Source organism: Kitasatospora sp. NPDC088783 (assembly GCF_044750705.1).
Taxonomy (GTDB): domain Bacteria; phylum Actinomycetota; class Actinomycetes; order Streptomycetales; family Streptomycetaceae; genus Kitasatospora; species Kitasatospora fiedleri.
On the sequence record NZ_JBIVKJ010000003.1, the window covers coordinates 376,416 to 400,778 of the forward strand.

The window sequence follows — 24,363 nt, forward strand, 5'->3', positions numbered from 1 at the left end:
CCCGGCCGTCCCGCGCGAGGGCCCCACCGATCCGTTCGGTGGGGCCCTGCCGCGTTCCGTGCCGGGGTCAGATCAGGTTGTCCCGCTCGCCGGCGAAGTGGCAGGCCGAGTCGTGCCGGGCCCGCCCCTCCAGCCAGTCCCGCACGGTCAGCGCCGGGTCCTCCCGGGCGCACTTCTCCTGGGCCTTCCAGCAGCGGGTGCGGAACCGGCACCCGGAGGGCGGGTTGGCCGGGGAGGGCACGTCGCCGGTCAGCACGATCCGGTCCCGGTGCTCCCGCGCGGTCGGGTCGGGCACCGGCACCGCGGAGAGCAGCGCCTGGGTGTACGGGTGGGTGGCGTGGTCGTAGATCTCCAGGTCGGTGCCGATCTCGACCATCCGCCCGAGGTACATCACGCCGACCCGGTCCGAGATGTGCCGGACGATCGAGAGGTCGTGCGCGATGAACATGTACGACAGGTTGAACTCGCTCTGCAACTGCTCCAGCAGGTTGATCACCTGGGCCTGCACCGAGACGTCCAGCGCGGAGACCGGCTCGTCGCAGATGATGATCTCCGGCTTGAGCGCCAGGCCGCGGGCGATGCCGATGCGCTGGCGCTGGCCGCCGGAGAACTGGTGCGGGTACCGGTTGATGTACTCCGGGTTCAGCCCCACCACGTCCAGCAGGTCCTGCACCGCCTTGCGGCGGTCGCCCTTGGGCGCCACCTCCGGGTGGATCTCGTACGGCTCGCCGATGATGTCGCCGACCGTCATCCGCGGGTTCAGCGAGGTGTACGGGTCCTGGAAGACCATCTGGATGTTGCGGCGCACCGCCTTGAGCGCGGCCCCGGACAGGTGCGAGATCTCCTCGCCCTTGTACTTCACCGAGCCGGCGGTGGCGGGTTCCAGGTTCATCAGGACCTTGGCGAGCGTGGACTTGCCGCAGCCGGACTCGCCGACGATGCCGAGCGTCTCACCCTGCATCAGGTCGAAGGAGACGCCGTCGACGGCCTTGACCGCGCCGACCTGCTTCCTGAACAGGATGCCCTGGGTCAGCGGGAAGTGCTTGACCAGGTCGCGGACCTCCAGGATGGGTTCGCCGCGCGGCACCTCCTGGGTGAACGCGACCTCCTCGGGGGTGGTCGCCCCGAGCGGAGTGGCACCGTTAACCGTCACGGAGGGTCTCCTTCCAGAAGAAGCACGCGCTGCGCCGTCCGGCCAGCGGCGTCCCGTCGTCCTCGGTCACCTGGGCCAGCGGCGGCACCTCCTGCCGGCAGATGTCCTGCGCCCGCGGGCAGCGCGGGTTGAAGGCGCAGCCCGGCGGGATCCGCAGCAGGTTGGGCGGCAGGCCCTTGATCGCGAAGAGCTCCTGGCCCTTCTGGTCGAGCCGCGGGATGGAGTCCAGCAGCCCCCGGGTGTAGGGGTGGGCGGGCCGGGCGTAGAGCTCGTGCACGGGGGCGGTCTCGACGATACGGCCGGCGTACATGACGGCGATCTTGTCCGCGACGTCGGCGACCACGCCGAGGTCGTGGGTGATCAGGATCAGGCCCATGTGGTACTCGGCCTGGAGGTCGGCGAGCAGGTCCATCACCTGGGCCTGGACGGTGACGTCCAGCGCGGTGGTCGGCTCGTCCGCGATGATCAGGTCGGGTTCCAGGGCCAGCGCCATCGCGATCATGATGCGCTGGCGCATGCCGCCGGAGAACTGGTGCGGGTAGTCGTTGACCCGCTCCTTGGCGGCGGGGATGCGGACCCGGTCCATCAGCTCGACGGCCTTGGCCTTGGCGTCCTTGCGGCTGTCGCCGCGGTGCTTGCGGTACATCTCGCCGAGCTGGTAGCCGACCGTGAGCACCGGGTTGAGCGAGGAGAGCGCGTCCTGGAAGATCATCGCGATCTTCTGCCCGCGGATCTTGCGGCGCTCGTCCTTCGGCATCTTCAGCATGTCCCGGCCGCGGAACAGGATCTCCCCCTGCGGGATGCTGGCCGGCGGCATGTCGAGGATGCCCATGATGGCCTGCGCGGTGACGGACTTGCCGGAGCCGGACTCGCCCAGCACGGCCAGCGTCTCGCCCGCGCTGACGGTGTAGTTGACGCCGTTGACGGCCTTGGCGACGCCGTCCCGGGTCTTGAACTCGACGTGCAGGTCCTTCACGTCCAGCAGCGGCCCGTCGAAGGGTTCCTCGCGGGCGGGTCGGGCCTGGTCGGCGACGGTGCTCATGTGCCTTTCCCCTCGCTCAGCGCAGCTTCGGATCGAGGGCGTCGCGCACCGCGTCGCCCAGCATGATGAAGGCCAGCACGGTGACGGAGAGCGCGGCGGCCGGGAAGAACAGGGCGAACGGGGCCTGGCGGATCACCTTCTGCGCGGAGGAGATGTCCACGCCCCAGGAGATGGTCGGGTCCTGGAGGCCGATGCCGAGGAAGCTCAGCGTGGCCTCCGCGGTGATGTAGCCGCCCAGCGCGATGGTCGCCACCACGATCACCGGGGCGAGCGCGTTCGGCAGGATGTGGCGGAACATCAGCCGCCCCGTCCCGGCGCCCAGCGCCCGTCCGGCGACCACGTAGTCGGACTGTTTGACGGTGATCACCGAGCCGCGCATCACGCGGGCCAGCTGGGTCCAGCCGAGCACCGCCAGCGCGATCACCACCGACCAGACGTTGCGGGTGGTGAACGCGTTCAGCAGCACCAGCGCGCCGAGCAGCAGCGGGATGCCGAAGAAGATGTCGGTGAGCCGGGAGAGCACGGCGTCGATCCAGCCGCCGAAGTACCCGGCGGTCATCCCGGCCAGCCCGCCGAGCACGGTCACCGCCAGGGTGACGCAGATGCCGACCGTGATCGAGGCGCGGGCGCCGTAGAGCACCCGGGCGTAGATCGAGCGGCCCTGGCCGTCGTAGCCGAACCAGCCGGCGCCGAAGAAGTCGGTGTAGTCGGGCTTGCGCAGGTAGTCGCGGGTCAGGTCGGAGGCCCGCGGGTCGGCGTCGGTGAACAGCCCGGGGAAGATCGCGATGATGATCAGCAGCAGGATCAGCAGGGCGGAGACGATGAAGGTCGGCCGCTTGCGCAGGTCCCGCCAGGCGTCGCCCCACAGGCTGCGGGCCTGTTCCCGTTTGGCCGGGTCCGGCTCGATCAGCGTCTCCTGCTCGACGGCCAGTCCCTGCTGTCCGACGTAGTCCAGGTGGTCGCTGTCGGTGGGCTGGATGTTCCGCAGCGGGTCGTGCTCGTCGGGGATGTCCCCGTTCCGGTCAGGCATAGCGGATCCTCGGGTCCAGGACGGCGTACAGCAGGTCGACGACCAGGCTGGCGACCAGGTACACCAGCACCAGCACGGTGACGATGCCGACCACCGTCGGGCCTTCCTTCTGGTTGATCGCCTTGTAGAGGACGTTGCCGACACCGGCGATGTTGAAGATGCCCTCGGTGACGATCGCGCCGCCCATCAGCGCCCCGAGGTCGGTCCCCAGGAAGGTCACCACCGGGATCAGCGAGTTGCGCAGCAGGTGCCGCCCGATGATGGTGTGCCGCGGCAGGCCCTTGGCCACCGCGGTGCGCATGTAGTCGGCGCGCAGGTTCTCACCGATCGAGGTGCGGGTGAGCCGGGCCACGTACGCCAGTGACAGGGAGGCCAGCACCAGGCCCGGCAGGATCAACTGGCTGATGTCCCGGGGGTCCTGGACGGTCGCCGTCACCCAGCCCAGGTTGATCGCGAAGATCGTCTGGGCGATGTAGCCGAGCACGAAGACCGGGATCGAGATGACGATCAGCGTGACCAGCAGCACCAGGGTGTCGGCGATGCTGCCGCGGTAGAGGCCGGCGATCAGGCCCAGCGGGAGGCCGATCACGATCTCGAAGAAGAAGGCGACCAGGGCGAGCCGGATGGTGACCGGGAAGGCGTCCGCCATGATCTCGGAGACCGGGCGGCCGGTGAAGCTGGTGCCGAAGTCCAGGTGGAAGATGTTGTTCATGTAGTGCAGGTACTGCTTCCACAGCGGCTGGTCGAGGTAGTACTGGTGCCGCAGGTTGGCCACGGTCGCCGGGTCGGCCGCCTTGTCGCCGAACATCGCGGCGACCGGGTCGCCCGGCAGGCTGTACACCATCAGGAAGATCAGCAGCGTGGCCCCGAAGAACACCGGGATCATCTGGAGCACGCGGCGTAGCACGTAACGGCCCATGGGAGCCCTCCCTCCGAAGGGGTGACGTAGTACCGGAGCCCCGCCCTCCGTGCGGGGAGGACGGGGCCGGCGCGGGCACGGTCAGCCCTTGACCTCGACCTGGGTCCAGGCCGGGTTGCCGAAGGAGTCGAACGCGACGTTCTGGACCTTGGTGGAGTAGCCGGAGTTGGTCCGGTAGTACCAGAGCGGGATGGCCGGCATGTCGATCGCCAGCTGCTCCTCGGCCTTCTGGTAGCCGGTCGCGGTGTCCTGGATCGAGGCGGCCTGGTCGGCCTCGTTGGCGAGCTTGTCGAACTCCGGGCTGGAGTAGCCGAAGTCGTTGGAGGCGGCGCCGGTCTTGTAGACGTCGGCCAGGAAGTTGGCGTTCAGCGGGTAGTCCTGCACCCAGCCGGTGCGGAACAGGCCGTTGATCTGGTGCCCGGTGATGGCCGCGCGGGCGGTCTTGAAGTCGGTCTTCGGGTCGCCGCTGCAGTCCACCCCGGTCGCCTGCCGGATCGAGTTGCAGACCGCGTCCACCCACTCCTTGTGGCCGCCGTCCGCGTTGTACGTGATCTTGACGGCGTTGCCGGGGACGCCGCCGCCCTCGGTGATCAGCTGCTTCGCCTTGTCCGCGTTGTACGTGCAGAAGTCCCCGCAGGTACCGGACTTGTAGCCCTCGACGCCCTCGGCGACCCAGGCGGTGGCCGACTTGCGCGAGCCCTGGAGCACCGTCTTGGTGATGGTGTCCCGGTCGATCGCCATCGACAGGCCCTGCCGGACCTTGGCCTTGTCCTGGCCCTGCCAGTCGGCCTGGTAGAGGGTGAAGCCGATGTTCTGGATCGCGCCCTGCGGGGAGTCGATCGCCCGGTCGCCGAGGTCGTTCTTGTAGTTCGCCAGCGCCGACGGCGGCACCTGGTCCATCACGTCCAGGTTGTTCGACTGCAGGTCCGCGTAGGCGGCCTCGGCGGTGGTGTACATCTTGAAGACGACGCCGCCGTTCTTCGGCTTGTCCACGCCCTGGTAGTTGGCGAAGGTCTTGGTGACCACCTGCGAGTTGTGGTCCCAGCTGACGAACTCGTAGGGGCCGTTGCCCACCGGCTTCTGCCCGTAGCCCGCCGGGTCCTTGAAGAACCCCTCCGGGAGCGGCGAGAAGGCCACGTACCCCAGCTTGTACGGGAAGTACGAGACCTTGTTGTAGAGCTTGATGGTGAAGTGGGTGTCGTCCTGGACGGTCAGGCCGGACATCTTGTCGGTGGTCGGCGAGCCGCTGTCCGGGTGGACGTCCTTGTAGCCCTCGATGTCCCCGAACCAGGAGCTGTTGATCTGGTTGTTCCCGGTGTTCGCCGCCCAGTTCCAGGCGTCCACGAAGCTTTTCGCGGTCACCGGCGTCCCGTCGTGGAAGGTCCAGCCCGACTTGAGCGTCACGTTGTAGGTCTGCGAGTCGCTGGTGTCGATCGAGTCGGCGACCTGCATCCGCAGCTTGCCGTTGGACGGGTCGTAGTCGGCCAGGCCCTTGAACAGGTTCTGCACGATGCGTCCGCCGCCGGTCTCGTTGGCGTTGGCCGGCTGCAGCGGGTTCTGCGGCTCGCTGCTCTGGTACGTGAACGTCTTGCTGGTGTCGGACGAACCGCTGCCGGAGCCGCTGCCACTACTGCCACAGCCCGTGGCCACCAGGGCCACGGACGTCGCACTGACCAGGGCCCAGCGCACGCGGGTGCCTGCAGGCATGGAGCTTCCTCCTCAGGGGGGTAAGACGCATCTCACCTCATGAGAAGGGGCGGGCCGCGGCGACGCGACCGCAGTAGGGCCGGACGGGGGAGGAACGCGGCGGGGGCACCGGGAGTGTCTCCCGGTGCCCCCGTCCGCGGCCGCGTCCGGCTCACGCAGCGGCGGTCTCACGCCGCGGCGGTCTCACGCTCCGACGCGAAGTGGCAGGCCGACTCGTGCCGGGCGCCGGGCGCCGGCAGCTCCGGGACGGCGAGCAGCGGGACCTCGGTGGCGCAGCGCTCCTCCGCCTTCCAGCAGCGGGTGCGGAACCGGCACCCGGAGGGCGGGTTGGCCGGGGAGGGGATGTCCCCGGAGAGGATGATCCGCTCGCGGTTCTCGCGGTCCGCCGGGTCCGGCACCGGCACCGCGGAGAGCAGCGCCTGGGTGTACGGGTGGGTGGCGTGGTCGTAGATCTCCAGGTCGGTGCCGATCTCGACCATCTTGCCGAGGTACATCACGCCGACCCGGTCGGAGATGTGCCGGACGATGGAGAGGTCGTGCGCGATGAACATGTAGGAGAGCTCGAAGTCCTGCTGGAGCTGCTCCAGCAGGTTGATCACCTGGGCCTGCACCGAGACGTCCAGCGCGGAGACCGGCTCGTCGCAGATGATGATCTCCGGCTTGAGCGCCAGGCCGCGGGCGATGCCGATGCGCTGGCGCTGGCCGCCGGAGAACTGGTGCGGGTACCGGTTGATGTACTCCGGGTTGAGCCCCACCACGTCCAGCAGGTCCTGGACGGCCTTGCGGCGGTCGCCCTTGGGCGCCACCTCCGGGTGGATCTCGTACGGCTCGCCGATGATGTCGCCGACCGTCATCCGCGGGTTCAGCGAGGTGTACGGGTCCTGGAAGACCATCTGGATGTTGCGGCGCACCGCCTTGAGCGCGGCCCCGGAGAGCCGGGAGATGTCCTCGCCCTTGTAGAGCACCTGGCCGGCGGTGGCCCGCTCCAGGTTCATCAGGACCTTGGCGAGCGTGGACTTGCCGCAGCCGGACTCGCCGACGATGCCGAGCGTCTCGCCCTTGTGCAGGGCGAAGGAGATGCCGTCGACGGCCTTGACCGCGCCGACCTGCTTCTTGAACAGGATGCCCTGGGTCAGCGGGTAGTGCTTGACCAGGTCGCGGACCTCCAGGATGGGCTGCTCAGCCATGGAGGGTCTCCTTCCAGAGGTGGCAGGCGCTCTTGCGCCCGGCGAGCTCCGCGCCGTCCCGGTCGGTGACCTGGTGCAGGGCGGGGACCTCGGTACGGCACAGGTCGACGGCCTTGTCGCAGCGCGGGTTGAACGCGCAGCCGGCCGGGACCTTGTAGAGGTTGGGCGGCAGGCCCTTGATCGCGTACAGCTCCTCGCCCTTCTGGTCCAGTCGCGGGATCGACCGGAGCAGGCCCTCGGTGTAGGGGTGGGCGGGGTTGGCGTACAGGTCGTGCACGGGGGCGGTCTCGACGATCCGGCCGGCGTACATGACGGCGATCTTGTCCGCGACGTCGGCGACCACGCCGAGGTCGTGGGTGATCAGGATCAGGCCCATGTGGTACTCGGCCTGGAGCTCGGCGAGCAGGTCCATCACCTGGGCCTGGACGGTGACGTCCAGCGCGGTGGTCGGCTCGTCCGCGATGATCAGGTCCGGTTCCAGGGCCAGCGCCATCGCGATCATGATGCGCTGGCGCATGCCGCCGGAGAACTGGTGCGGGAAGTCGCCCACGCGCTGGGCGGCGGCGGGGATGCGGACCCGGTCCATCAGCTCGATGGCCTTGGCCTTGGCCTCCTTCTTGGAGGCGCCCTCGTGCACCCGGAACATCTCGCCGAGCTGGTAGCCGACGGAGAGCACCGGGTTGAGCGAGGAGAGCGCGTCCTGGAAGATCATCGCGATCTTCCGGCCGCGGATCTTCCGGCGCTCCTCGTTGGACATCTTGAGCATGTCCCGGCCGCGGAACAGGATCTCGCCGGCGGTGACCCGGCCGGGCGGCATGTCGAGGATGCCCATGATGGTCTGCGCGGTGACGGACTTGCCGGAGCCGGACTCGCCCAGCACGGCCAGCGTCTCGCCGGCCGCGACCGAGTAGTTGACGCCGTTGACGGCCTTGGCGACGCCGTCCCGGGTCTTGAACTCGACGTGCAGGTCGCGGACTTCGAGCAGCGGGGTGCCGGGGGCCGGACGGTCCTTCACGGCAGTGGTCTTCTCACGTGCGGTGGTCATGATGCGGGCCGCCTCTCTCAACGCAGCTTCGGGTCGAGGGCGTCGCGCACCGCGTCGCCGAGCATGATGAACGCCAGCACGGTGAGGCTGAGCATGCCGGCCGGGAAGAACAGCGCGAACGGCGCCTGCCGGATCACCTTCTGGGCCGAGTTGATGTCGATGCCCCAGGAGATGGTCGGGTCCTGGAGGCCGATGCCGAGGAAGCTCAGCGTGGCCTCGGTGGCGATGTAGCCGCCCAGCGCGATGGTCGCCACCACGATCACCGGGGCGATCGCGTTCGGCAGGATGTGCTTGAACATGATCCGGCCGGTGCCGGCGCCGAGCGCCTTGGCCGCGGTCACGTAGTCGGACTGCTTGACGGTGATCACCGAGCCGCGCATCACGCGGGTCATCTGCGTCCAGCCGAGCACCACCAGGGCGAAGACCACCGACCAGACCGTGCGGACCGAGAAGGCGTTCAGCATGACCAGCGCGCCGAGCAGCAGCGGGATGCCGAAGACCATGTCGGTGAAGCGGGAGACGATGGTGTCGACCCAGCCGCCGTAGTAGCCGGCCACCATGCCCAGCAGGCCGCCCAGGACGGTGACGCCGGTGGTGACGCAGATGCCGACGACCACCGAGGCGCGGGCGCCGTAGATCACCCGGGCGTAGATGGAGCGGCCCTGGCCGTCGTAGCCGAACCAGTCGGCCTGGAAGAAGTGCAGGTACTGCGGCTTGGTCAGGTAGTGGTGGCGCAGGTCGCCGGCCCGCGGGTCCACCGAGGTGAACAGGCTGGGGAAGACCGCGAACAGCACCAGCAGGACGATCAGCGCGGCCGAGATGATGAAGACCGGGCGCTTGCGCAGGTCGTGCCAGGCGTCCAGGCCGAGGCTGCGGGGCTTCTCGGTCTTGGGCATCGGGACGGCGACCCGCTCGGCGGGGGTCTCGCCGTCCCCGGCGGGGGCGTTCTTCGTGATCAGGTCAGGCATACCGGATCCTCGGGTCCAGGACCGCGTAGAGCAGGTCGACGAGCAGGCTGGCAACCAGGTAGACCAGCACCAGCACCACGACGAAGCCGGAGACGGTCGCGCCCTCGTTGCGGTTGATGGCCTGGTAGAGCGCGTGGCCGACGCCCTGGACGTTGAAGATGCCCTCGGTGACGATCGCACCGCCCATCAGGGCGCCCAGGTCGGTGCCCAGGAAGGTGACCACCGGGATCATCGAGTTGCGCAGCAGGTGGGTGCCGATCACCTTGCGCCGGGGCAGGCCCTTGGCGACGGCGGTGCGCATGTAGTCGGCCTTCAGGTTCTCCGCGATGGAGGTCCGGGTCAGGCGGGCGACGTACGCGAGCGAGATCGAGCCCAGCACGACGGCGGGCAGGATCAGCTGGCTCAGGTCGGTGCTGCTCTGCACCGTCGGGGTGACCCAGCCGAGCTGGATGCCGAAGACGGTCTGGAAGACGAAGCCGAGCACCGGGACGGGGACGGAGATCAGCAGCAGGGTCAGGACCAGGGTCGACTTGTCGAACGCCTTGCCCCGGCGCAGGCCGGCGAACAGGCCGATGCCGATGCCGACGACCAGCTCGAAGACGAAGGCCAGCAGCGCCAGTCGGACGGTGACCGGGAGGGCCTCGCCGATCAGGTCGATGACCTTGCGGCCGTTCATGGCCGTGCCGAAGTCGCCGGTGAGCAGGTTCCCCATGTAGTTGAGGTACTGCTGCCACTTGGAGACGTCGAGTCCCATGTCGTGCTTGAACGCGGCGAGCTGGGCCGGGTCGGCGGCCTTGTCGCCCCACATCGCCGCCGCGGGGTCACCGGGCAGCAGACGGGTCATGAAGAAGATGATGGTGACCGTGCCCAGGAACACCGGGATCATCTGGAGCAGTCGCCTCGCGACGTAGCGCCCCATCGTGCCTCCAATTGACTGCTCTGACGGGCTGTCGTCCCGGTGTCAGAGTTCTGGACGTGACAACGGCCGGTGCCGGGCCGCCCGGTGGGGCGGGGCACGGCACCGGCCGTGTCTGTTCGAGCCGCGCGGTGCCGGCTCGGTTACTTCTGCTTGACCTCGACCTGGGTGAAGACCGGGTCGCCGAAGGAGTCGTACTTCACGTTCTGCACGTTCTTCGAGTAACCGGCGGTGGTCTTGTAGTACCAGAGCGGGATGGCCGGCATGTCCTTGGCCAGCTGCTCCTCGGCCTTCTGGTACAGGTCCGCGGTCTCCTTCACCGAGGTGGCCTTGTCCGCCTCGGCGGCCAGCTTGTCGAACTCCGGGCTGGAGTAGCCGGCGTCGTTGGCCGCGGCGCCGGTGCCGTACACGTCGCGCAGGTAGTTGGCGTTCAGCGGGTAGTCCTGCACCCAGCCGGTGCGCATCAGACCGTCGACCTTCTTGTTCTTGATCAGGTCGCGGGAGGTCTTGAAGTCCGGCTTGGCGTCGCCGGTGCACTCCACGCCGGTGGCCTGGCGGATGGAGTTGCAGACCGCGTCCACCCACTCCTTGTGGCCGCCGTCGGCGTTGTACAGCACGGTGATCTTGTTGCCGGGGACGCCGCCGCCCTCGGTGATCAGCTGCTTGGCCTTCTCCGGGTTGTACGTGCAGTACTCGCCGCAGGTGTTGTCCTTGTAACCCATGGCGCCCGGGGCGACCCAGGAGTTGGCGGGCTGGCGCGAGCCGTTGAGCACCGTCTTGGTGATGGTGTCGCGGTCGATCGCCATCGACAGGCCCTGGCGGACCTTGGCCAGGTTCTCCGGCTTCCAGTCGTCCGCGTACAGCGAGAAGGAGATCGACTGGATGGCGCCCTGGGCCTGGTCGACGGCGCGGTCGCCCAGGTCGTTCTTGTACGAGGCCAGGTCGCTCGGGTCGACCTGGTCCAGCACGTCCAGGTTGTCGGAGACCAGGTCCTTGTAGGCGCCCTCGGCCTGGGCGTAGTTCTTGAAGACGATGCCGCCGTTCTTCGGCTTGTCGACGCCCGCGTACTTGTCGTAGGCGGCGACGGTGACGGCCTTGTTGTGCTCCCACGAGACGAACTTGTAGGGGCCGTTGCCGATCGGGGCCTGGCCGTACTTCGCCGGGTCGGTGAAGAAGACCTCGGGCAGCGGCGAGAAGGCGGTGTAGCCGAGCTTGTACTCGAAGTACGAGACCGGGCCGTTCAGCGCGATGGTGAAGTGCGTGTCGTCCACGACCTTCAGGCCGGACATGGTGTCGGCCTTCGGGTCGCCCTCGTCCGGGTGGACGTCCGCGTAGCCCTGGATGTCCGAGAACCAGTCGGAGTTGATCTGCTTGTTCTTGGTGTTGGCGGACCAGTTCCAGGCGTCCACGAAGGACTTGGCGGTCACCGGGGTGCCGTCGTGGAAGGTCCAGCCCGACTTCAGGGTGACGGTGTAGTTCTGGGCGTCGGTGGTCTCGATCTTGTCGGCGACCTGGTTGCGGAGCTCACCGCTGGTGGGGTCGTAGTCGACCAGACCCTTGAACAGGGTCTTGATGATGCGGCCGCCGCCGACCTCCATGGCGTTCGCCGGCTGGAGCGGGTTCTGCGGCTCGGTGCTCTGGTAGCTGAACGTGCCCTGGGCGTTGGACGCCCCGGTGGAGCCGCTCGAAGAGCTGCCGCTGCCGCAAGCGGTGGCGGCGAGGGCGACCGCGACGGCTGCGACAACCCACTTGGCCTGGTTGGCACCGCGCATGGGTGTGCCTCCTGAAATCGTGTTGCAGATCACTCGCGGCCTGGCGCGCACCCCTGCGCAGGAGCCTCGACCCGAGCTCGACTGCACCCACTATCGGTCACTCACGGATACGGAAATGACCAATACGGATTTCAATTTGGTCACATGAACGCCGAATGAATCCCGGAAAACGGACATTGCAGACATACCCAGACACGGGCGAAACGGACAGTTGTCACGGATGACGATCCGTGACGTCCGATTAACGAACGATCCGCGCCCGGAGTCCAGTGACGGAACGTCACGGAAAACGCGACCGGCCGGCGTCCGCGAGGACGCCGGCCGGTCGGCCGAACGGGGTGGAGCCGGGCGGGGTCAGCCCTTCTTGGCGCGCGAGGCGGTGCGGCCGCGCTCCTTGGCGTCCAGGACGACCTTGCGGATGCGCACGGTCTCCGGGGTCACCTCGATGCACTCGTCCTCGCGGCAGAACTCCAGCGACTGCTCCAGCGAGAGCTTGCGCGGCGGCACGATGGACTCCGCCACGTCGGCGTTCGAGGAACGCATGTTGGTGAGCTTCTTCTCCTTGGTGATGTTCACGTCCATGTCGTCGGCGCGCGAGTTCTCGCCGACGATCATGCCCTCGTACACCTCGGTGCCGGGGTCGGTGAACAGCACGCCGCGCTCCTGCAGGTTGGTCATCGCGAAGGCGGTGACCACGCCGGAGCGGTCGGCGACCAGGGAGCCGTTGTTGCGGGTCGTCAGCTGGCCGAACCACGGCTCGTAGCCCTCGTGGATCGAGTGCGCGATGCCGGTGCCGCGGGTGTTGGTGAGGAACTCCGTCCGGAATCCGATCAGGCCGCGGGACGGCACCACGAACTCCATCCGGACCCAGCCCGAACCGTGGTTGGACATGTTGTCCATCCGGCCCTTGCGGATGCCCATGAGCTGCGTGACGGCGCCCATGTGCTCCTCGGGGACGTCCACGGTGAGGCGCTCGACCGGCTCGTGGGTCTTGCCGTTGACCTCGCGGGTGACCACCTGCGGCTTGCCGACGGTCAGTTCGAAGCCCTCGCGGCGCATGGTCTCGATCAGGATGGCCAGCGCCAGCTCGCCGCGGCCCTGCACCTCCCAGGCGTCCGGGCGCTCGGTCTCCAGCACGCGCAGCGACACGTTGCCGATCAGCTCGCGCTCCAGACGGTCCTTCACCTGGCGGGCCGTCACCTTGCGGTCCACCTTGGCGCCGGACTTGGCGTCCGCGCCCTTGCCGGAGCCGCCCTTGCCGACCAGCGGCGAGGTGTTGGTGCCGATGGTCATCGAGATCGCCGGCTCGTCGACGGTGATCAGCGGCAGCGCGATCGGGTTCTCGGTGTCCGCGAGGGTCTCGCCGATCATGATCTCGGAGATGCCCGCGACGGCGCAGATGTCGCCGGGGCCGGCCTTCTCGGCGGGCTTGCGGGTGAGCGCCTCGGTCATCAGCAGCTCGGAGATCCGGACGTTCTGGATCGAGCCGTCGCGCTTGATCCAGGCCACCGTCTGGCCCTTGCGCAGCTCGCCCTGCTCGACCCGGAGCAGCGCGATGCGGCCCAGGAAGTTGTCGGCGTCCAGGTTGGTGACGTGCGCCTGCAGCGGGGCGTCCTCGTCGTAGACCGGGGCCGGGACGTGCTCCAGGATGGTGGAGAAGAACGGCTCCAGGCTGTCGGAGTCGGCCGGAACCGTCCCGTTCTCCGGCTTGGTCAGCGAGGCCACGCCGTCACGGGCACAGGCGTAGACGATCGGGAACTCGATCTGGTCCTCGTCCGCGTCCAGGTCGAGGAACAGGTCGTAGGTCTCGTTGATGACCTCGTCGATCCGGGCGTCCGGACGGTCGGTCTTGTTGATGCACAGGATGACGGGCAGCCGGGCCGTGAGCGCCTTGCGCAGCACGAAGCGGGTCTGCGGCAGCGGGCCCTCGGAGGCGTCGACCAGCAGGACGACCGCGTCCACCATCGACAGGCCGCGCTCGACCTCACCGCCGAAGTCGGCGTGGCCGGGGGTGTCGATGATGTTGATGGTGATCGGCGCGCCACCGTCCTTGGGGTGGTACTTGACCGCGGTGTTCTTCGCGAGAATGGTGATGCCCTTCTCGCGCTCCAGGTCGTTCGAGTCCATCATCCGGTCGTCGAGCTGCTGGTGGGCGGCGAAGGCGCCGGCCTGCTTCAGCATGGCGTCGACCAGGGTGGTCTTGCCGTGGTCGACGTGGGCGACGATGGCGACGTTTCGGATGTCGTTGCGCGTGGGCATGCGGCGCTGATTCTCCCGGAATCGTGGGTCACGGTGCCCGGCCCGCGTCAGCATTCACCGGTCCACCCACCGGGCACGGCACATGCCTCGGCTTCTTCCCATCGTACGGGGAAGGGCTCAATGGAGCCGAAACGGGCGGTGGCGGGGCGGCGGAGATCACCACTGGGTATCGCTGCTTCCGGTACGCACCAAGGCACGGGACAGTACGGCGGTGAAGAGAAGCATCCGCATCCTGTTCGTCGTGGCGGTGGCCGTCGGCAGCCAGTTCGCCCTGCACAGCGCCCCCCACCAGAACATCGGCGTCCAACTGCTCGGCCTGCTGGGCGGCATCTTCGCCGCCGTCGACCTCACCCAGCTGCTGCTGGCGCTGCTCGGCCCGCTGGGCGGCCTCCGGGCGCTGTCCCACAGCCTCGGCGGCGGTCCGCGGCTGTTCACCGTCCCGCTCGGCTCGCGCCGACTGGTGGTGCGGGCCGTGCCGCTGCCGCTGTTCCACGGCGTGTACCAGTGGCTCCGCGCGCCCCGGGCCCGGACCTGGGCGGTGGTGACCGCCGCGTACGCCGCGCCGGTGCTGCTCGGCGGGTTCCTGCTGGTGTCCGCGCCCACCGGCTGGCGGCCGTTCGGCATCGTGCTGGCGGCGGTACCGCTGCTGGAGCTGGTGTTCACCGCGGGTCTCGCCGGGGGCGCGGGCTGGACGGTGTTCCGGCTGCCCACCGCTCCGGCGGCCGCGCTGGCCGACGTCTACCTGACGCCCGCCGAGGCGGCCGCCCACCGGGCCCTGGACGGCGGCCGGATCGACGAGGCCGCCGCGCTGCTGGCCGCCGCCGGGGAGGCCACCGGACGGCCCGGCACCGCGCTCCGGATCCAGGTGCGGCTCGCCCGGGGCCAGTGGGAGCGGGCCCTGGCGGACGCCGGGCAGCTGACCCCCGGCCCGCTGCCCGGTGCCGACTGGGCGACGGCGCTGCTGCGTGCCCGGGTGCTGGTGTGCGCGGCGGAGGCCGGGCTGCTCCCCCCGACCGAGTACCTGCCGCGGCTGGCGGCCGAACTCGACGTGCTCGGCAGCCGCCCGCAGGCCGCCCTGGTCCGGGCCGACGTGCTGCGGCTGCGCGGTGAGCGGCAGGAGGCGCTGAAGGCGTCCGCGCTGGGCCTGCGGCTGACGGCCGACGCCGCGGGCACGGCCAACGCCCTGTGCTCGCGGGCCGCCGCGCTGTTCGCCGTCCACCGTGACGACGAGGCCCGGGAGGCGCTGGCCCGGGCCGGGAAGCTGCTGCCCGGCCTGGCCCGGATCGCCCTGGTGGAGCACCGGGCCGCGGCCGTCGTCCTCGACTAGGCCCTGTCCGGCCGGCGTCCGGCTAGAGGGACAGCTCGAACCAGACGATCTTGCCCTTGGGGGTGCGGCGGCTGCCCCAGCGCTCGGCCAGCAGGGAGACCAGCTGGAGGCCGCGGCCGCCCTCGTCGGTCTCCTGGGCGCGGCGCTGGCGGGGCTGGGCGTAGGCGTCGTCCCAGACCTCGCAGACCATGGTCTTGTCGCGCAGCAGCCGCAGCCGGATCTCGCCGCGGCCGTGCCGCAGCGCGTTGGTGACCAGCTCGCTGACCAGCAGCTCCGAGGTGTCGACCAGTTCGTCCAGGCCGCGCTCCAGCAGCCAGCCGCAGGCGGCCTCGCGGGCCTTGGCGACCGAGGTGGGCTCGGGGGGCAGCCGCCAGTCGCCGACCGAGCCCTTGGGTAGGCCCTTGACCTTGGCCATCAGCAGGGCGATGTCGTCCTCGCCGTGGTGCGGGTTGAGCTCCTCCAGCACCTGGTCGCAGAGTTCCTCGATCCGGTCGGAGCCGCCCTCGAGGGCGGCCCGGAACGCGTCGATGCCCTCGTCGAGCTGGTGCTTGCGGGACTCTACCAGGCCGTCGGTGTAGAGGGCCAGCACGGCGCCCTCCGGCAGGTCGACGGTGACCTCCTCGAACGGCTCGCCGCCGACGCCGAGCGGCAGGCCGGGCGGCACGGTGATGGTCCGGGCGCCCTGGCCGGGGGCCAGCAGCACCGGCGGGAGGTGGCCGGCGTTGGCGAAGGTGCAGCGCTGCTTGACGGCGTCGTAGACCGCGTAGACGCAGGTGGCGAGGTAGACCTCGGCGCTGGAGCGGTCCGGGTCCTCGTCGTTGCCCAGGCCGCGGGCGATCTCGTCGAGGGCGGAGAGCACCTCTTCGGGGTCGAGGTCGAGCATGGCCAGGGTGCGTACGGCGGTGCGCAGTTGGCCCATCGCGACGGCGGCGCGCAGGCCGCGGCCCATCACGTCGCCGATCACCAGGGCGGTGCGGCTGCCGGGCAGCGGGATGACGTCGAACCAGTCGCCGCCGACCTCGGTGTTGTTGTTGCTGGGCAGGTAGCGGCGGGCGATCTCCAGGCCGGAGGCGGCCGGGTTGCCGGGGGGCAGCAGGCTGCGCTGGAGGATCAGCGCGCGCTCGTGCTCGCGGCGGTAGAGGCGGGCGTTGTCGACGCAGACGGCGGCGCGGGCGACGAGTTCCTCGGCGATCGCCACCTCGCGGGCGTCGAACGGCTCGCTGCCGATCGCCCGGGAGAGCTGGACCAGCCCGAGCACCTGGTCGCGGGCGACCAGCGGCACCACCAGGGTGGAGCGCAGCAGCGGGTCGGGCCCGGGCTGCGGGACGACGCTGCGGCCGGTGCGCAGGGCGCGGGCGTGCGGGGAGCGCGGCGGGTAGCAGAGCGTGCCGCCGGCCTCGGCGACCCGGACGCCGCCGCGCTCGGTGCCGAGCACCGAGGGGGCGTTGCCGACCACGCTGGAGACGGCGACCCGGCGCAGTTCGCCGCTCTCCGGGTTGGCGGTGAGCGGGGCGGAGTCGCCGGTGAGCAGCGCGGTGTACAGGTCGACGGTGGCGACGTCGCAGAACTGCGGGACGATCACGTCGAGCAGTTCCTTGGCGGTGGTCTCCAGGTCGAGGGTGGAGCCGATGTGGGTGGACGCCTCGTTCAGCAGGGCGAGGCTGCGGCGCACGCCGGCCGCCTCGCGCTCGGCGATGTGCCGGCTGGTGACGTCCTGGACCTGGCCGGCCACGCCGATCGGGCGGCCATTGGCGGCGGTGAGCCGGTACAGCGAGACGGCCCAGGTGCGCTGGTCCTCGTCGCGGCCGGCGCTGGGGCGGGCGGCCCGGACCGGGCCGGACAGCCGCAGGTCGAGGACGGGCTCCTGGCCGGCGAGCACCTTGCGCAGGGCGAGCAGCAGCCGGTCCGCGTCGGAGGGGCGGAACACGTCGCCGGGGGCGAGGCCCTGCAGGGCGGCGGGGCTGCGGCCGACGCCGGCCGCGAACGCGGCGTTGACCCGCTGGAGCCTGAGGTCGGTGTCGAACAGGAAGAAGCCGGTGGGGGTCTGGCCGATGACCGCCTCGGAGGCGGCCAGGTCGGTCTCGATGGCGCGCAGCCGGCCCAGGTCGACGGCCAGGCAGGTGGCCGAGCCGTCGGCGCTGGCAGGCATCGCGTAGACCTCGGCGAGGCTCTCGGCGCCGGACTGGTCCCGGTAGGGGGCGGTGCCGACCCACTCCTCGCCGGACAGGATGCGCTCCAGCCGGGCCCGCCCGCGCTGCCACAGCTCGCGCGGGATGAACGCGGTGATCGGGTCGGCGCCGACCGCCTCCGCGGCGGGGACGCCGAAGAACTCGGCGGCCCGGTCGCTCCACTGCGCGATCCGCCCGTCGGCCCCGATCGCGAAGGTCGCGACCCGGATGTAGTCGTAGATGGTGCCCGAGCCGCCCTGTCCCCAGCCGAGCGGCAGCGGAGCGGGGGTCGTCGGGGCACCCGGCTGCTCCGGCACCGCGGCATAGCCGCTACTGCCGTGCGTCACGTTCCGTGCCGGGAAGCTGTTCAACGGACCGACCCCTCCAACCCGCGCCCATCCGGTGTCGAGAAGACCGAGTATTCGATGTCCGAGTATTCATCATCCGGGCGCGGGCGCACACACCCTTCCACGTCACAACATCGAATCGGGTGTCCCAACGCCCCGTGACGGGCTCACGGGACTCGGGGCAACCCTCGCGCGGCGGTGTACGACCGGTCTGGCATCATCACGCCCCTACCTTCGGTTTTTACCGGAATTTGAGGAGGAACACCCATGCGTTCAAGACGGGTGGCAGCGGCGGCCGTGACGGTTCTCGCCGCGACCGGGGTGCTGCCGTCGGTGGCGGCCTCGGCGCGGACCACGGACCTCTGGGTCGACCGGTCCGGCGCGAACTGCGCGGACGACGGCCCGGGCAGTGAGGCGGCCCCGTTCTGCACGGTCTCCGCAGCCGCGCGGACGGCCGGGCCGGGCCAGACCGTGCACATCGCGCCGGGGGCCTACGCCGAGGACGTGGTGCTGACCCGCTCGGGGACGGCGGGTGCGCCGATCAGCTTCGTCGGCCCGAGCGGATTCGGCGGGCTGCCCGGCGGCGTCAGCGTGACCAGCTTGACGGTGCGCGGCGCGAGCCTCCTGAACGTGTCCGAACTGGGGATCCTCGGATCGGATCTGCCGCTGGACCGCTCGCCGGTCACCGTGATGGACTCCGCGCAGATCGGGCTGACCCGGCTCCGGATCGGGGCGCCGTGGGGGGCGGACTCCTCCGCCGTGCACGTCAGCGGCGGCAGCGGGGTCACCCTGGCCCGGAGCACCGCGAACTCCGCGATCCGGGTCGACCGGGGCGCCTCGGGCACCGTGCTCACCGGCAACTACCTGACGGCCGGCGCGAGCGGCGGCGTCCTCGTCGACGGCGCGCCGGAAACGACGGTGGTGTCGAACACGGTCAGCGGCCCGTGCGTGACGCGGATCCGGCTCACCGGCGGGTCGGCCGGCGGCACGATCGCCAACAACCTCGTGACCGGCTACGGTGCCCAGGCCCCGGGCCAGCCCTGCCCCGCGGACGGCAGGATCGCCGTCGACGTCACCGCCGACTCGGTGTCCGGCACGACCGTGAAGTACAACTCGGTGCAGTCCGTCGACACCCCGTACCGCTGGGCTGGCACCCCGTACCGCTCCGCGGACGCGTTCCGGGCCGGCAGCGGGCAGGGCGAGCGGGACTACACGAGCGCGGAGGACGGCAAGCTCGACCAGTCGACCACCGACTCGGCGGACGCGACCGTGCCCGGGATGCTCCCCGTCGACTTCGCCGGGTACCCGCGGGTGGACTCCCCCTACGCCCCGAACACCGGCACGGCCACCGGCTGGTACGACCGGGGCGCCGTCGAGCAGACCAACCCGGTCGTCGCCACCGCTCGGGACATCTCGGCCCAGCACCCGCAGCGCGCCCGGTACGACGCGGTGTTCGATCTGGGCTTCACCTCGCCGTGGTTCCCGTCCACCGCCGTCTTCGACTTCGGCGACGGCAGCCCGCAGGTGCCCGTCACCGCGGACCGGGCCGAGGTCCCGCACACCTACCCGGGCTTCGGCAACTACACCGCGGTGCTGACGGTCACCGACAGCAGCGGCAAGAAGGTCTACGGCCGCCTCTTGGTGACCGTCGCCGACCGGCCGCTGGCCGCCGAGTTGAAGACCTCCCCCGCCGAGGGCGCGGACACGCTCACGGTGCGGTCCGAGGCGTCCGGCCTGGACAGCCAGTACCCGGTGGCCTCCTACCGGTACGACTTCGGGGACGGCACCCCGGCCGTCACCACGCCGACCGCGACTCACCGCTACGCCGCGCCGGGCAGCTACCCGGTCGAGCTGACCGTCACCGACGACCACGGCCGCACCCTGAAGAAGAGCACCCGGGTCACCGTCGGCCCCGCGTACGTGCCGCTGGCGCAGCCGGTGCGGACGCTGGACACCCGCAGCGGGCTGGGTGCGCCGAAGGGGCGGCTCGGGCCGGACGGCACGCTGAAGCTGAAGGTGACCGGCACGGCCGGGGTGCCCGGCGACGGCACGGTGACGGCGGTGCTGGTCAACCTGACGGCGACCGGCAGCACCGAGGAGACCCACGTCATCGCGTACGGGGACGGCGCCCGGCCGGACACCTCGAACCTGAACGCCGTGCCGGGCCGGGACGTCGGCAACACGGCGATGGTCCCGGTGGCGGCGGACGGCACCATCACGCTGTACAACCACTCCGGCCGCACCGACCTGGTCGCGGACGTGCAGGGCTACTACGGCGTGAAGCCGCAGGTCCGGACGGACCTGCACCCGGTGCGGGCGGTCCGGGCACTGGACACCCGCAGCGGGCTGGGCGCGCGGGCCGGGGCACTGGGCGCGGACGCCTCGCTGTCGTTCAAGGTGCGCGGGCCCGGCCTGCTGCCGGACGACGCGAAGGCGGCGGTGCTGAACCTGACCGCGACCGGTTCCACCGAGCACACCTACATCGCGGCGAACCCGTCGTTCCCGGTGTCGGTCTCGAACCTGAACGTGAGCCGGGGCGCGACCGTCGCCAACCAGGTCACCGTCCCGATCGCCGCGGACGGCACGGTCAGGCTGTACAACCACGTCGGCGCCGTGCAGTTGATCGCCGACCTGCAGGGCTACTACGGCGCCGCGGACAACCCGCTGGTGCCGGTGCGCCCGGTGCGCGCGCTGGACACCCGGACCACCGGGAAGCCGGTCAGCCCGGCGTCCGAGACCCTGGTGGACGTCCGGAAGTACGGCGTCCCGGCCGACGCCACGGCAGTGCTGGTCAACCTGACCGGCCTGAACTCCCGGTACGAGGACTGGCTGGCCGCGGGCGACCCCGCGACCACCGAGTGGACCACCTCGAACCTCAACCTGGCGCCCGGGGCGATCGTCTCGAACCTGGCGCTGGTGCCCGTGCGCGACGGCCTGATCGAGGTCGCGAACCACGTGGGCAGCACCGACGCGATCGTCGACATCCAGGGCTACACCGCTCCCTGACGCCGCGTCACTCCTCCGGGGCGGCCCCGTCCGCCCCGGGGGAGAGTTCGAACCAGACCACCTTGCCCAGCCCCTCGGCCCTGGTGCCCCAGCGCAGCGCGAGCCGGCGGACCAGTTCGAGGCCGCGTCCGCCCTCGTCGCCGGCCCCGGCGTGGCGTTCCCGGGGCGGGTCGGGCAGCGGGTCGGAGATCTCGACCAGGAGCAGGTCGCCGAGGGTGAGCCGGACGCCGATCGGGGCGCTGGCGTAGCGGACGGCGTTGGTGACGAGTTCGCTGACCAGGAGTTCGGCGGTGTCGGTGAGCTCCTCGGTGCCCCAGTCCGCCAGGGTGCCGCGGACCAGCCGGCGGGCCCGGGAGACCGCGGTCGGTTCGGCGGGCAGTGTCCAGCCGGCGGTGGGCGCGTCGGCCCGGCCCTGGCCGAGCCGGGCCAGCAGCAGCGCCACGTCGTCGGGCTCGCGGCCCTGTTCCATGGTGCCGAGGACGGCCTCGCACGCCTGCTGGATCGAGGCATACGGCTGTTCGAGCACGCTGATCAACCTCCCCAGTCCCACGTCCAGGTCCTTGTCCCGGGACTCCACCAGCCCGTCGGTGCACAGGGCGAGCAGGCTGCCGTCCGGGATCCGCATCTCGATGGACTCGAACGGCACCCCGCCGACGCCGAGCGGCGCGCCGGAGGGCAGGTCGAGCACCCGTCCGGCGCCGCCGGGCAGCGGGCCGCCGGAGCGGGCCGGCTCGGCGTCGGCGCCGGGCACCACCAGGACCGGCGGGATGTGGCCGGCCTTGGTGACGGTCAGGCTGCGCCGGGCGGGGTCGAAGACCGCGTAGACGCAGGTGGCGAGCAGGGCCTCGTCGGGGCCCTGGGCGAGGTCGTCGGCGAGCTCGTGGACGTGCCGCAGGACCACCTCGGGGGCCAGGTCGAGGGCGGCCAGCACCCGCACGGCGGTGCGCAGCCGCCCCATCGTGGCGGCGGCCCGCAGGCCGTGGCCCATCACGTCGCCGACCACCAGCGCGGTGCGTTCGCCGGGCAGCGGGATGACGTCGAACCAGTCGCCGCCGACCTCGGTGCCGCTGGAGCCGGGCACGTACCGGTAGGCGACCTCGACGCCGGGCGGCTGCGGGACCTGCTGGGGCAGCAGGGTGCGCTGCAGGGTGAGCGCGGCGGTGCGCTCGCGGGCGTACAGCCGGGCGTTGTCCAGCGAGCTGCCGGCCCGGTCGGCCAGTTCGACGGTGAAGGCCAGGTCGTCGCGGTCGAAGCCCTCGCGGTAGCCGGCCCGGCTGACCACCAGCAGGCCGATGACGATGCCGCGGGCCCGCAGCGGGACCACCAGCCGGGAGTGCACGCCCAGCTCGCGGGCGGCCTCGACCTTGGGGTCGCCGGGGAAGGACAGCTCCTCGGGCCCGTTGCCGCCGGAGAGCATCTCGGGGACGCCGCTGCGCAGCACCCGGCCGTAGACCGAGTCCTCCTCGTAGGTGATCCGGGCGCCGTGCCGCAGCATGGTCTCCACCGCCGGGCTGTGCTGGACCGCGGCGACGCCGAGCTGGAGCAGCGAGGTGCGCCGGTCGTGCCCGTGCCGGGGCAGGTCGTCCCCGTGCGCGACGGCCTGCAGCAGGATCACCCCGGCGTAGTCGGCGAGCCGGGGGACCACCGCCCCGGCCAGCTCCTGGGCGATCATCGAGGCGTCCAGCAGGTCGCCGACCCGGGAGCCGAACTCGTTGAGCAGCGACAGCCGCCGCCGGGCGCCCTCGACCTTGGCCACCGCCCGGTAGCGCTCGGTCACGTCCATCACGGTGCCGGAGATGCCCAGCACGCGGCCGGAGCGGTCGGTCATCCGGCTGTAGGAGATCGACCGGTAGCCGGAGCGGGCGGTGGACGGGGAGGCCAGCGTGACGTCGATGACGGGCTCGCCGGTGGCCAGTACCTGGCGCTGGACGGCGGTGATCTCGTCGGCGGAGCGCTCGGGCAGCGTCTCTCCGGTGGTGCGGCCGATGTGCTCCTCGGCGGGCAGGCCGTTCATCTCCGCCAGGGTGCGGTTGACGGCGGTGTAGCGCAGCTCGGTGTCGAGCACCGCGATGCCCAGCGGCGACTGCTCGAACAGCGCGTCGCGGACCGCGAGGTCCCGCTCGACGGCGCGCAGCGCGGCGGCCTCGGTGAGCGCGGCCTGCACGTACGGGGCGCCGTCGCCGTCGACCAGCAGCGACAGCCGGGCCTCCACCTCGACCGGCAGGCCGTCCCGGTCGGCGATCTCGGTGAAGCCGTTCCAGGAGCCGCGCCGCAGCGTCTCCTGGAGGGCGGAGCGGGTCCGCTGCACCTGGGCCGGGTCGGGGATCAGCTCGTCGACGGCGCGGCCGACCAGCACCTCGCTGGGCCAGCCGAGCATCTCCTCGGCGGCCGGGCTCCACAGCACCACCCGGCCCGAGGTGTCGAGGATGACGATGGCCACCCGCACCACGTCCAGCAGGCTGCCGCCCTCGGTGCGGCGGCTGGGGTGCAGGGTGGTCGGGCCGGTGTCGGAGCGGGCCCCCGGGTGCGACTCGGGCGTGCCCGGGAAGGCCCGGGCGGGGCGGCCGCGGGCCGGGGCGGCCCCGCCGCCGGGCGCGGGCGGCTCGGTGGGCGGCCGGGGCGCGGCGCCGGCCGTCGGGGCGCTGCCGGGCAGGGCGGCGGGCCGCTCGCCCGGACCGGGACGGCCCCGGCGCAGCCGGGCCCGGGCGGCGGCCCGGCCGGCCGCGGTGCGGGCGGGCAGCGCCGCGCCGCCGGGCCGCCGCGCCCCGTGCGCGGGCAGGCCGGACGCCTCGCGCTCTCCCCCGCCGTCACCCGGCTTCGCCACCTACGGTGCCTCCCGCCGCCACTGGGACGCCCCCGGCTGGTCGCCGGGGCGCGGGCCGCTGCCACACCGCGCCACCACGGGCGCACGGATCGTGACGAATGCTGCCGAACTCTGCCATACCCAGGGAATCGCCCCGCTATCCCGGCATACGGGTCGTCTGTCCGATTGGCGTACAGAACGGACACCCGGGGTGCGGCCGGGCGCTTCCCGTGCGGGCCGGTTCGACGCGGGCGGGCTCGGCGCGGGCGGGCTCAGTGCAGGCGGCCGTCGCGGTGCAGGTCGTCGAAGAGGACCTGGTCGACCGGGGGGACGCGGTCGCGGTCGGCGTAGCCGAACCAGTCGACCTCCTCGATCTCGCTGCTGGCGGCGAGGGTGCCGGTGTAGTCGGCGGCGTAGCAGGCCATCCGGACGGTGGCGCCGGGGCCCTGGCCGTGGGCCTCGGCGTGGTAGGTGCCGACGTGGGTGACGGTCTCGGGGCGGATGGCGACGGTGAGTTCCTCGGCGACCTCGCGGACCAGGGTCTGCAGGTCCGTCTCGGCGCCCTCGCGCTTGCCGCCGGGGATGTAGAAGACGTCCTTGCCGCGCGGGCGGGCGCAGAGGATCCTGCCGCCCTCCAGCCGGACCCACGCCACCGTGTCGATCAGGATCGCCATCGCCGTCCTCGCGCCTTCGTGCTTCGTGCCCTCGCCTGCC

Annotated in this window: 16 protein-coding genes; 2 read left to right on the plus strand and 14 right to left on the minus strand. The window is 71.3% G+C overall.

Going from position 1 to position 24,363, the window contains the following annotated elements; translation table 11 throughout:
* Positions 1 to 67 precede the first annotated feature (67 nt).
* From ACIP60_RS10190 to typA, 11 genes are all read right to left on the minus strand, one after another.
* Complete coding sequence (locus ACIP60_RS10190; RefSeq protein ID WP_400682085.1) at positions 68 to 1,153, minus strand: ABC transporter ATP-binding protein; 1,086 nt, start codon at positions 1,151 to 1,153, stop codon at positions 68 to 70.
* On the minus strand, positions 1,143 to 2,195 hold the full coding sequence (locus tag ACIP60_RS10195) for an ABC transporter ATP-binding protein (protein WP_400682086.1): 1,053 nt from the start codon (positions 2,193 to 2,195) through the stop codon (positions 1,143 to 1,145). The genes ACIP60_RS10190 and ACIP60_RS10195 overlap by 11 nt, the downstream gene beginning before the upstream one ends.
* A 16-nt stretch (positions 2,196 to 2,211) precedes the next feature.
* Positions 2,212 to 3,225 carry an ABC transporter permease gene (locus ACIP60_RS10200; RefSeq protein WP_400682089.1) on the minus strand — a complete coding sequence of 338 codons (1,014 nt, stop codon included), beginning with the start codon at positions 3,223 to 3,225 and terminating at the stop codon, positions 2,212 to 2,214.
* Positions 3,218 to 4,144, minus strand: a complete 927-nt coding sequence (locus ACIP60_RS10205) for an ABC transporter permease (RefSeq protein ID WP_400682091.1) — start codon at positions 4,142 to 4,144, stop codon at positions 3,218 to 3,220. The genes ACIP60_RS10200 and ACIP60_RS10205 overlap by 8 nt, the downstream gene beginning before the upstream one ends.
* Positions 4,145 to 4,225: 81 nt before the next feature.
* Positions 4,226 to 5,851, minus strand: a complete 1,626-nt coding sequence (locus ACIP60_RS10210) for an ABC transporter substrate-binding protein (protein ID WP_400682093.1) — start codon at positions 5,849 to 5,851, stop codon at positions 4,226 to 4,228.
* A 167-nt stretch (positions 5,852 to 6,018) separates the two neighbouring features.
* The gene (locus tag ACIP60_RS10215) at positions 6,019 to 7,038 is read right to left on the minus strand and encodes an ABC transporter ATP-binding protein (protein ID WP_400682095.1); all 1,020 of its coding nucleotides are present in this window, start codon (positions 7,036 to 7,038) and stop codon (positions 6,019 to 6,021) included.
* Positions 7,031 to 8,083, minus strand: coding sequence for an ABC transporter ATP-binding protein (locus tag ACIP60_RS10220; protein WP_100836509.1), 1,053 nt, complete (start codon positions 8,081 to 8,083; stop codon positions 7,031 to 7,033). Before ACIP60_RS10220 ends, ACIP60_RS10215 begins: the two co-directional genes overlap by 8 nt.
* Positions 8,084 to 8,100: 17 nt before the next feature.
* On the minus strand, positions 8,101 to 9,051 hold the full coding sequence (locus ACIP60_RS10225; protein ID WP_400682098.1) for an ABC transporter permease: 951 nt from the start codon (positions 9,049 to 9,051) through the stop codon (positions 8,101 to 8,103).
* Positions 9,044 to 9,970 carry an ABC transporter permease gene (locus ACIP60_RS10230; RefSeq protein ID WP_100836511.1) on the minus strand — a complete coding sequence of 309 codons (927 nt, stop codon included), beginning with the start codon at positions 9,968 to 9,970 and terminating at the stop codon, positions 9,044 to 9,046. The genes ACIP60_RS10225 and ACIP60_RS10230 overlap by 8 nt, the downstream gene beginning before the upstream one ends.
* 140 nt (positions 9,971 to 10,110) lie before the next feature.
* Positions 10,111 to 11,739, minus strand: a complete 1,629-nt coding sequence (locus ACIP60_RS10235) for an ABC transporter substrate-binding protein (protein WP_400682101.1) — start codon at positions 11,737 to 11,739, stop codon at positions 10,111 to 10,113.
* Positions 11,740 to 12,093: 354 nt separating this feature from the next.
* Complete coding sequence (gene typA, locus ACIP60_RS10240) at positions 12,094 to 13,998, minus strand: translational GTPase TypA (protein WP_282202447.1); 1,905 nt, start codon at positions 13,996 to 13,998, stop codon at positions 12,094 to 12,096.
* Positions 13,999 to 14,209: 211 nt separating this feature from the next.
* Here typA and ACIP60_RS10245 point away from each other — a divergent pair, with 211 nt between their 5' ends.
* On the plus strand, positions 14,210 to 15,325 hold the full coding sequence (locus ACIP60_RS10245; RefSeq protein ID WP_400682103.1) for a hypothetical protein: 1,116 nt from the start codon (positions 14,210 to 14,212) through the stop codon (positions 15,323 to 15,325).
* A gap of 22 nt (positions 15,326 to 15,347) precedes the next feature.
* On the opposite strand, the gene ACIP60_RS10250 is transcribed toward ACIP60_RS10245, so the two are convergent.
* Positions 15,348 to 17,810 (minus strand): SpoIIE family protein phosphatase, encoded by a 2,463-nt coding sequence (locus tag ACIP60_RS10250; RefSeq protein WP_400682674.1) that lies wholly within the window; start codon positions 17,808 to 17,810, stop codon positions 15,348 to 15,350.
* A gap of 297 nt (positions 17,811 to 18,107) precedes the next feature.
* Between ACIP60_RS10250 and ACIP60_RS10255 the strand changes: the two genes are divergently transcribed.
* Complete coding sequence (locus ACIP60_RS10255; protein ID WP_400682105.1) at positions 18,108 to 20,846, plus strand: PKD domain-containing protein; 2,739 nt, start codon at positions 18,108 to 18,110, stop codon at positions 20,844 to 20,846.
* A 7-nt stretch (positions 20,847 to 20,853) separates the two neighbouring features.
* Here ACIP60_RS10255 and ACIP60_RS10260 read toward each other — a convergent pair whose 3' ends face one another.
* Both ACIP60_RS10260 and ACIP60_RS10265 read right to left on the minus strand, forming a co-directional pair.
* A complete protein-coding gene (locus ACIP60_RS10260) occupies positions 20,854 to 23,670 on the minus strand; it encodes a SpoIIE family protein phosphatase (protein WP_400682106.1) in 2,817 nt (938 codons plus the stop codon).
* A 251-nt stretch (positions 23,671 to 23,921) separates the two neighbouring features.
* Positions 23,922 to 24,323 carry an NUDIX domain-containing protein gene (locus ACIP60_RS10265; RefSeq protein ID WP_400682107.1) on the minus strand — a complete coding sequence of 134 codons (402 nt, stop codon included), beginning with the start codon at positions 24,321 to 24,323 and terminating at the stop codon, positions 23,922 to 23,924.
* Positions 24,324 to 24,363 lie beyond the last annotated feature (40 nt).

Bases quoted from the DNA above. Each gene is read 5' to 3' on its own strand.
- ACIP60_RS10195 (WP_400682086.1), bottom strand. From the start codon at position 2,195: ATGAGCACCGTCGCCGACCAGGCCCGACCCGCCCGCGAGGAACCCTTC.
- ACIP60_RS10200 (WP_400682089.1), bottom strand. From the start codon at position 3,225: ATGCCTGACCGGAACGGGGACATCCCCGACGAGCACGACCCGCTGCGG.
- ACIP60_RS10205 (WP_400682091.1), bottom strand. From the start codon at position 4,144: ATGGGCCGTTACGTGCTACGCCGCGTGCTCCAGATGATCCCGGTGTTC.
- ACIP60_RS10210 (WP_400682093.1), bottom strand. From the start codon at position 5,851: ATGCCTGCAGGCACCCGCGTGCGCTGGGCCCTGGTCAGTGCGACGTCC.
- ACIP60_RS10215 (WP_400682095.1), bottom strand. From the start codon at position 7,038: ATGGCTGAGCAGCCCATCCTGGAGGTCCGCGACCTGGTCAAGCACTAC.
- ACIP60_RS10220 (WP_100836509.1), bottom strand. From the start codon at position 8,083: ATGACCACCGCACGTGAGAAGACCACTGCCGTGAAGGACCGTCCGGCC.
- ACIP60_RS10225 (WP_400682098.1), bottom strand. From the start codon at position 9,051: ATGCCTGACCTGATCACGAAGAACGCCCCCGCCGGGGACGGCGAGACC.
- ACIP60_RS10230 (WP_100836511.1), bottom strand. From the start codon at position 9,970: ATGGGGCGCTACGTCGCGAGGCGACTGCTCCAGATGATCCCGGTGTTC.
- ACIP60_RS10235 (WP_400682101.1), bottom strand. From the start codon at position 11,739: ATGCGCGGTGCCAACCAGGCCAAGTGGGTTGTCGCAGCCGTCGCGGTC.
- typA (WP_282202447.1), bottom strand. From the start codon at position 13,998: ATGCCCACGCGCAACGACATCCGAAACGTCGCCATCGTCGCCCACGTC.
- ACIP60_RS10255 (WP_400682105.1), top strand. From the start codon at position 18,108: ATGCGTTCAAGACGGGTGGCAGCGGCGGCCGTGACGGTTCTCGCCGCG.
- ACIP60_RS10265 (WP_400682107.1), bottom strand. From the start codon at position 24,323: ATGGCGATCCTGATCGACACGGTGGCGTGGGTCCGGCTGGAGGGCGGC.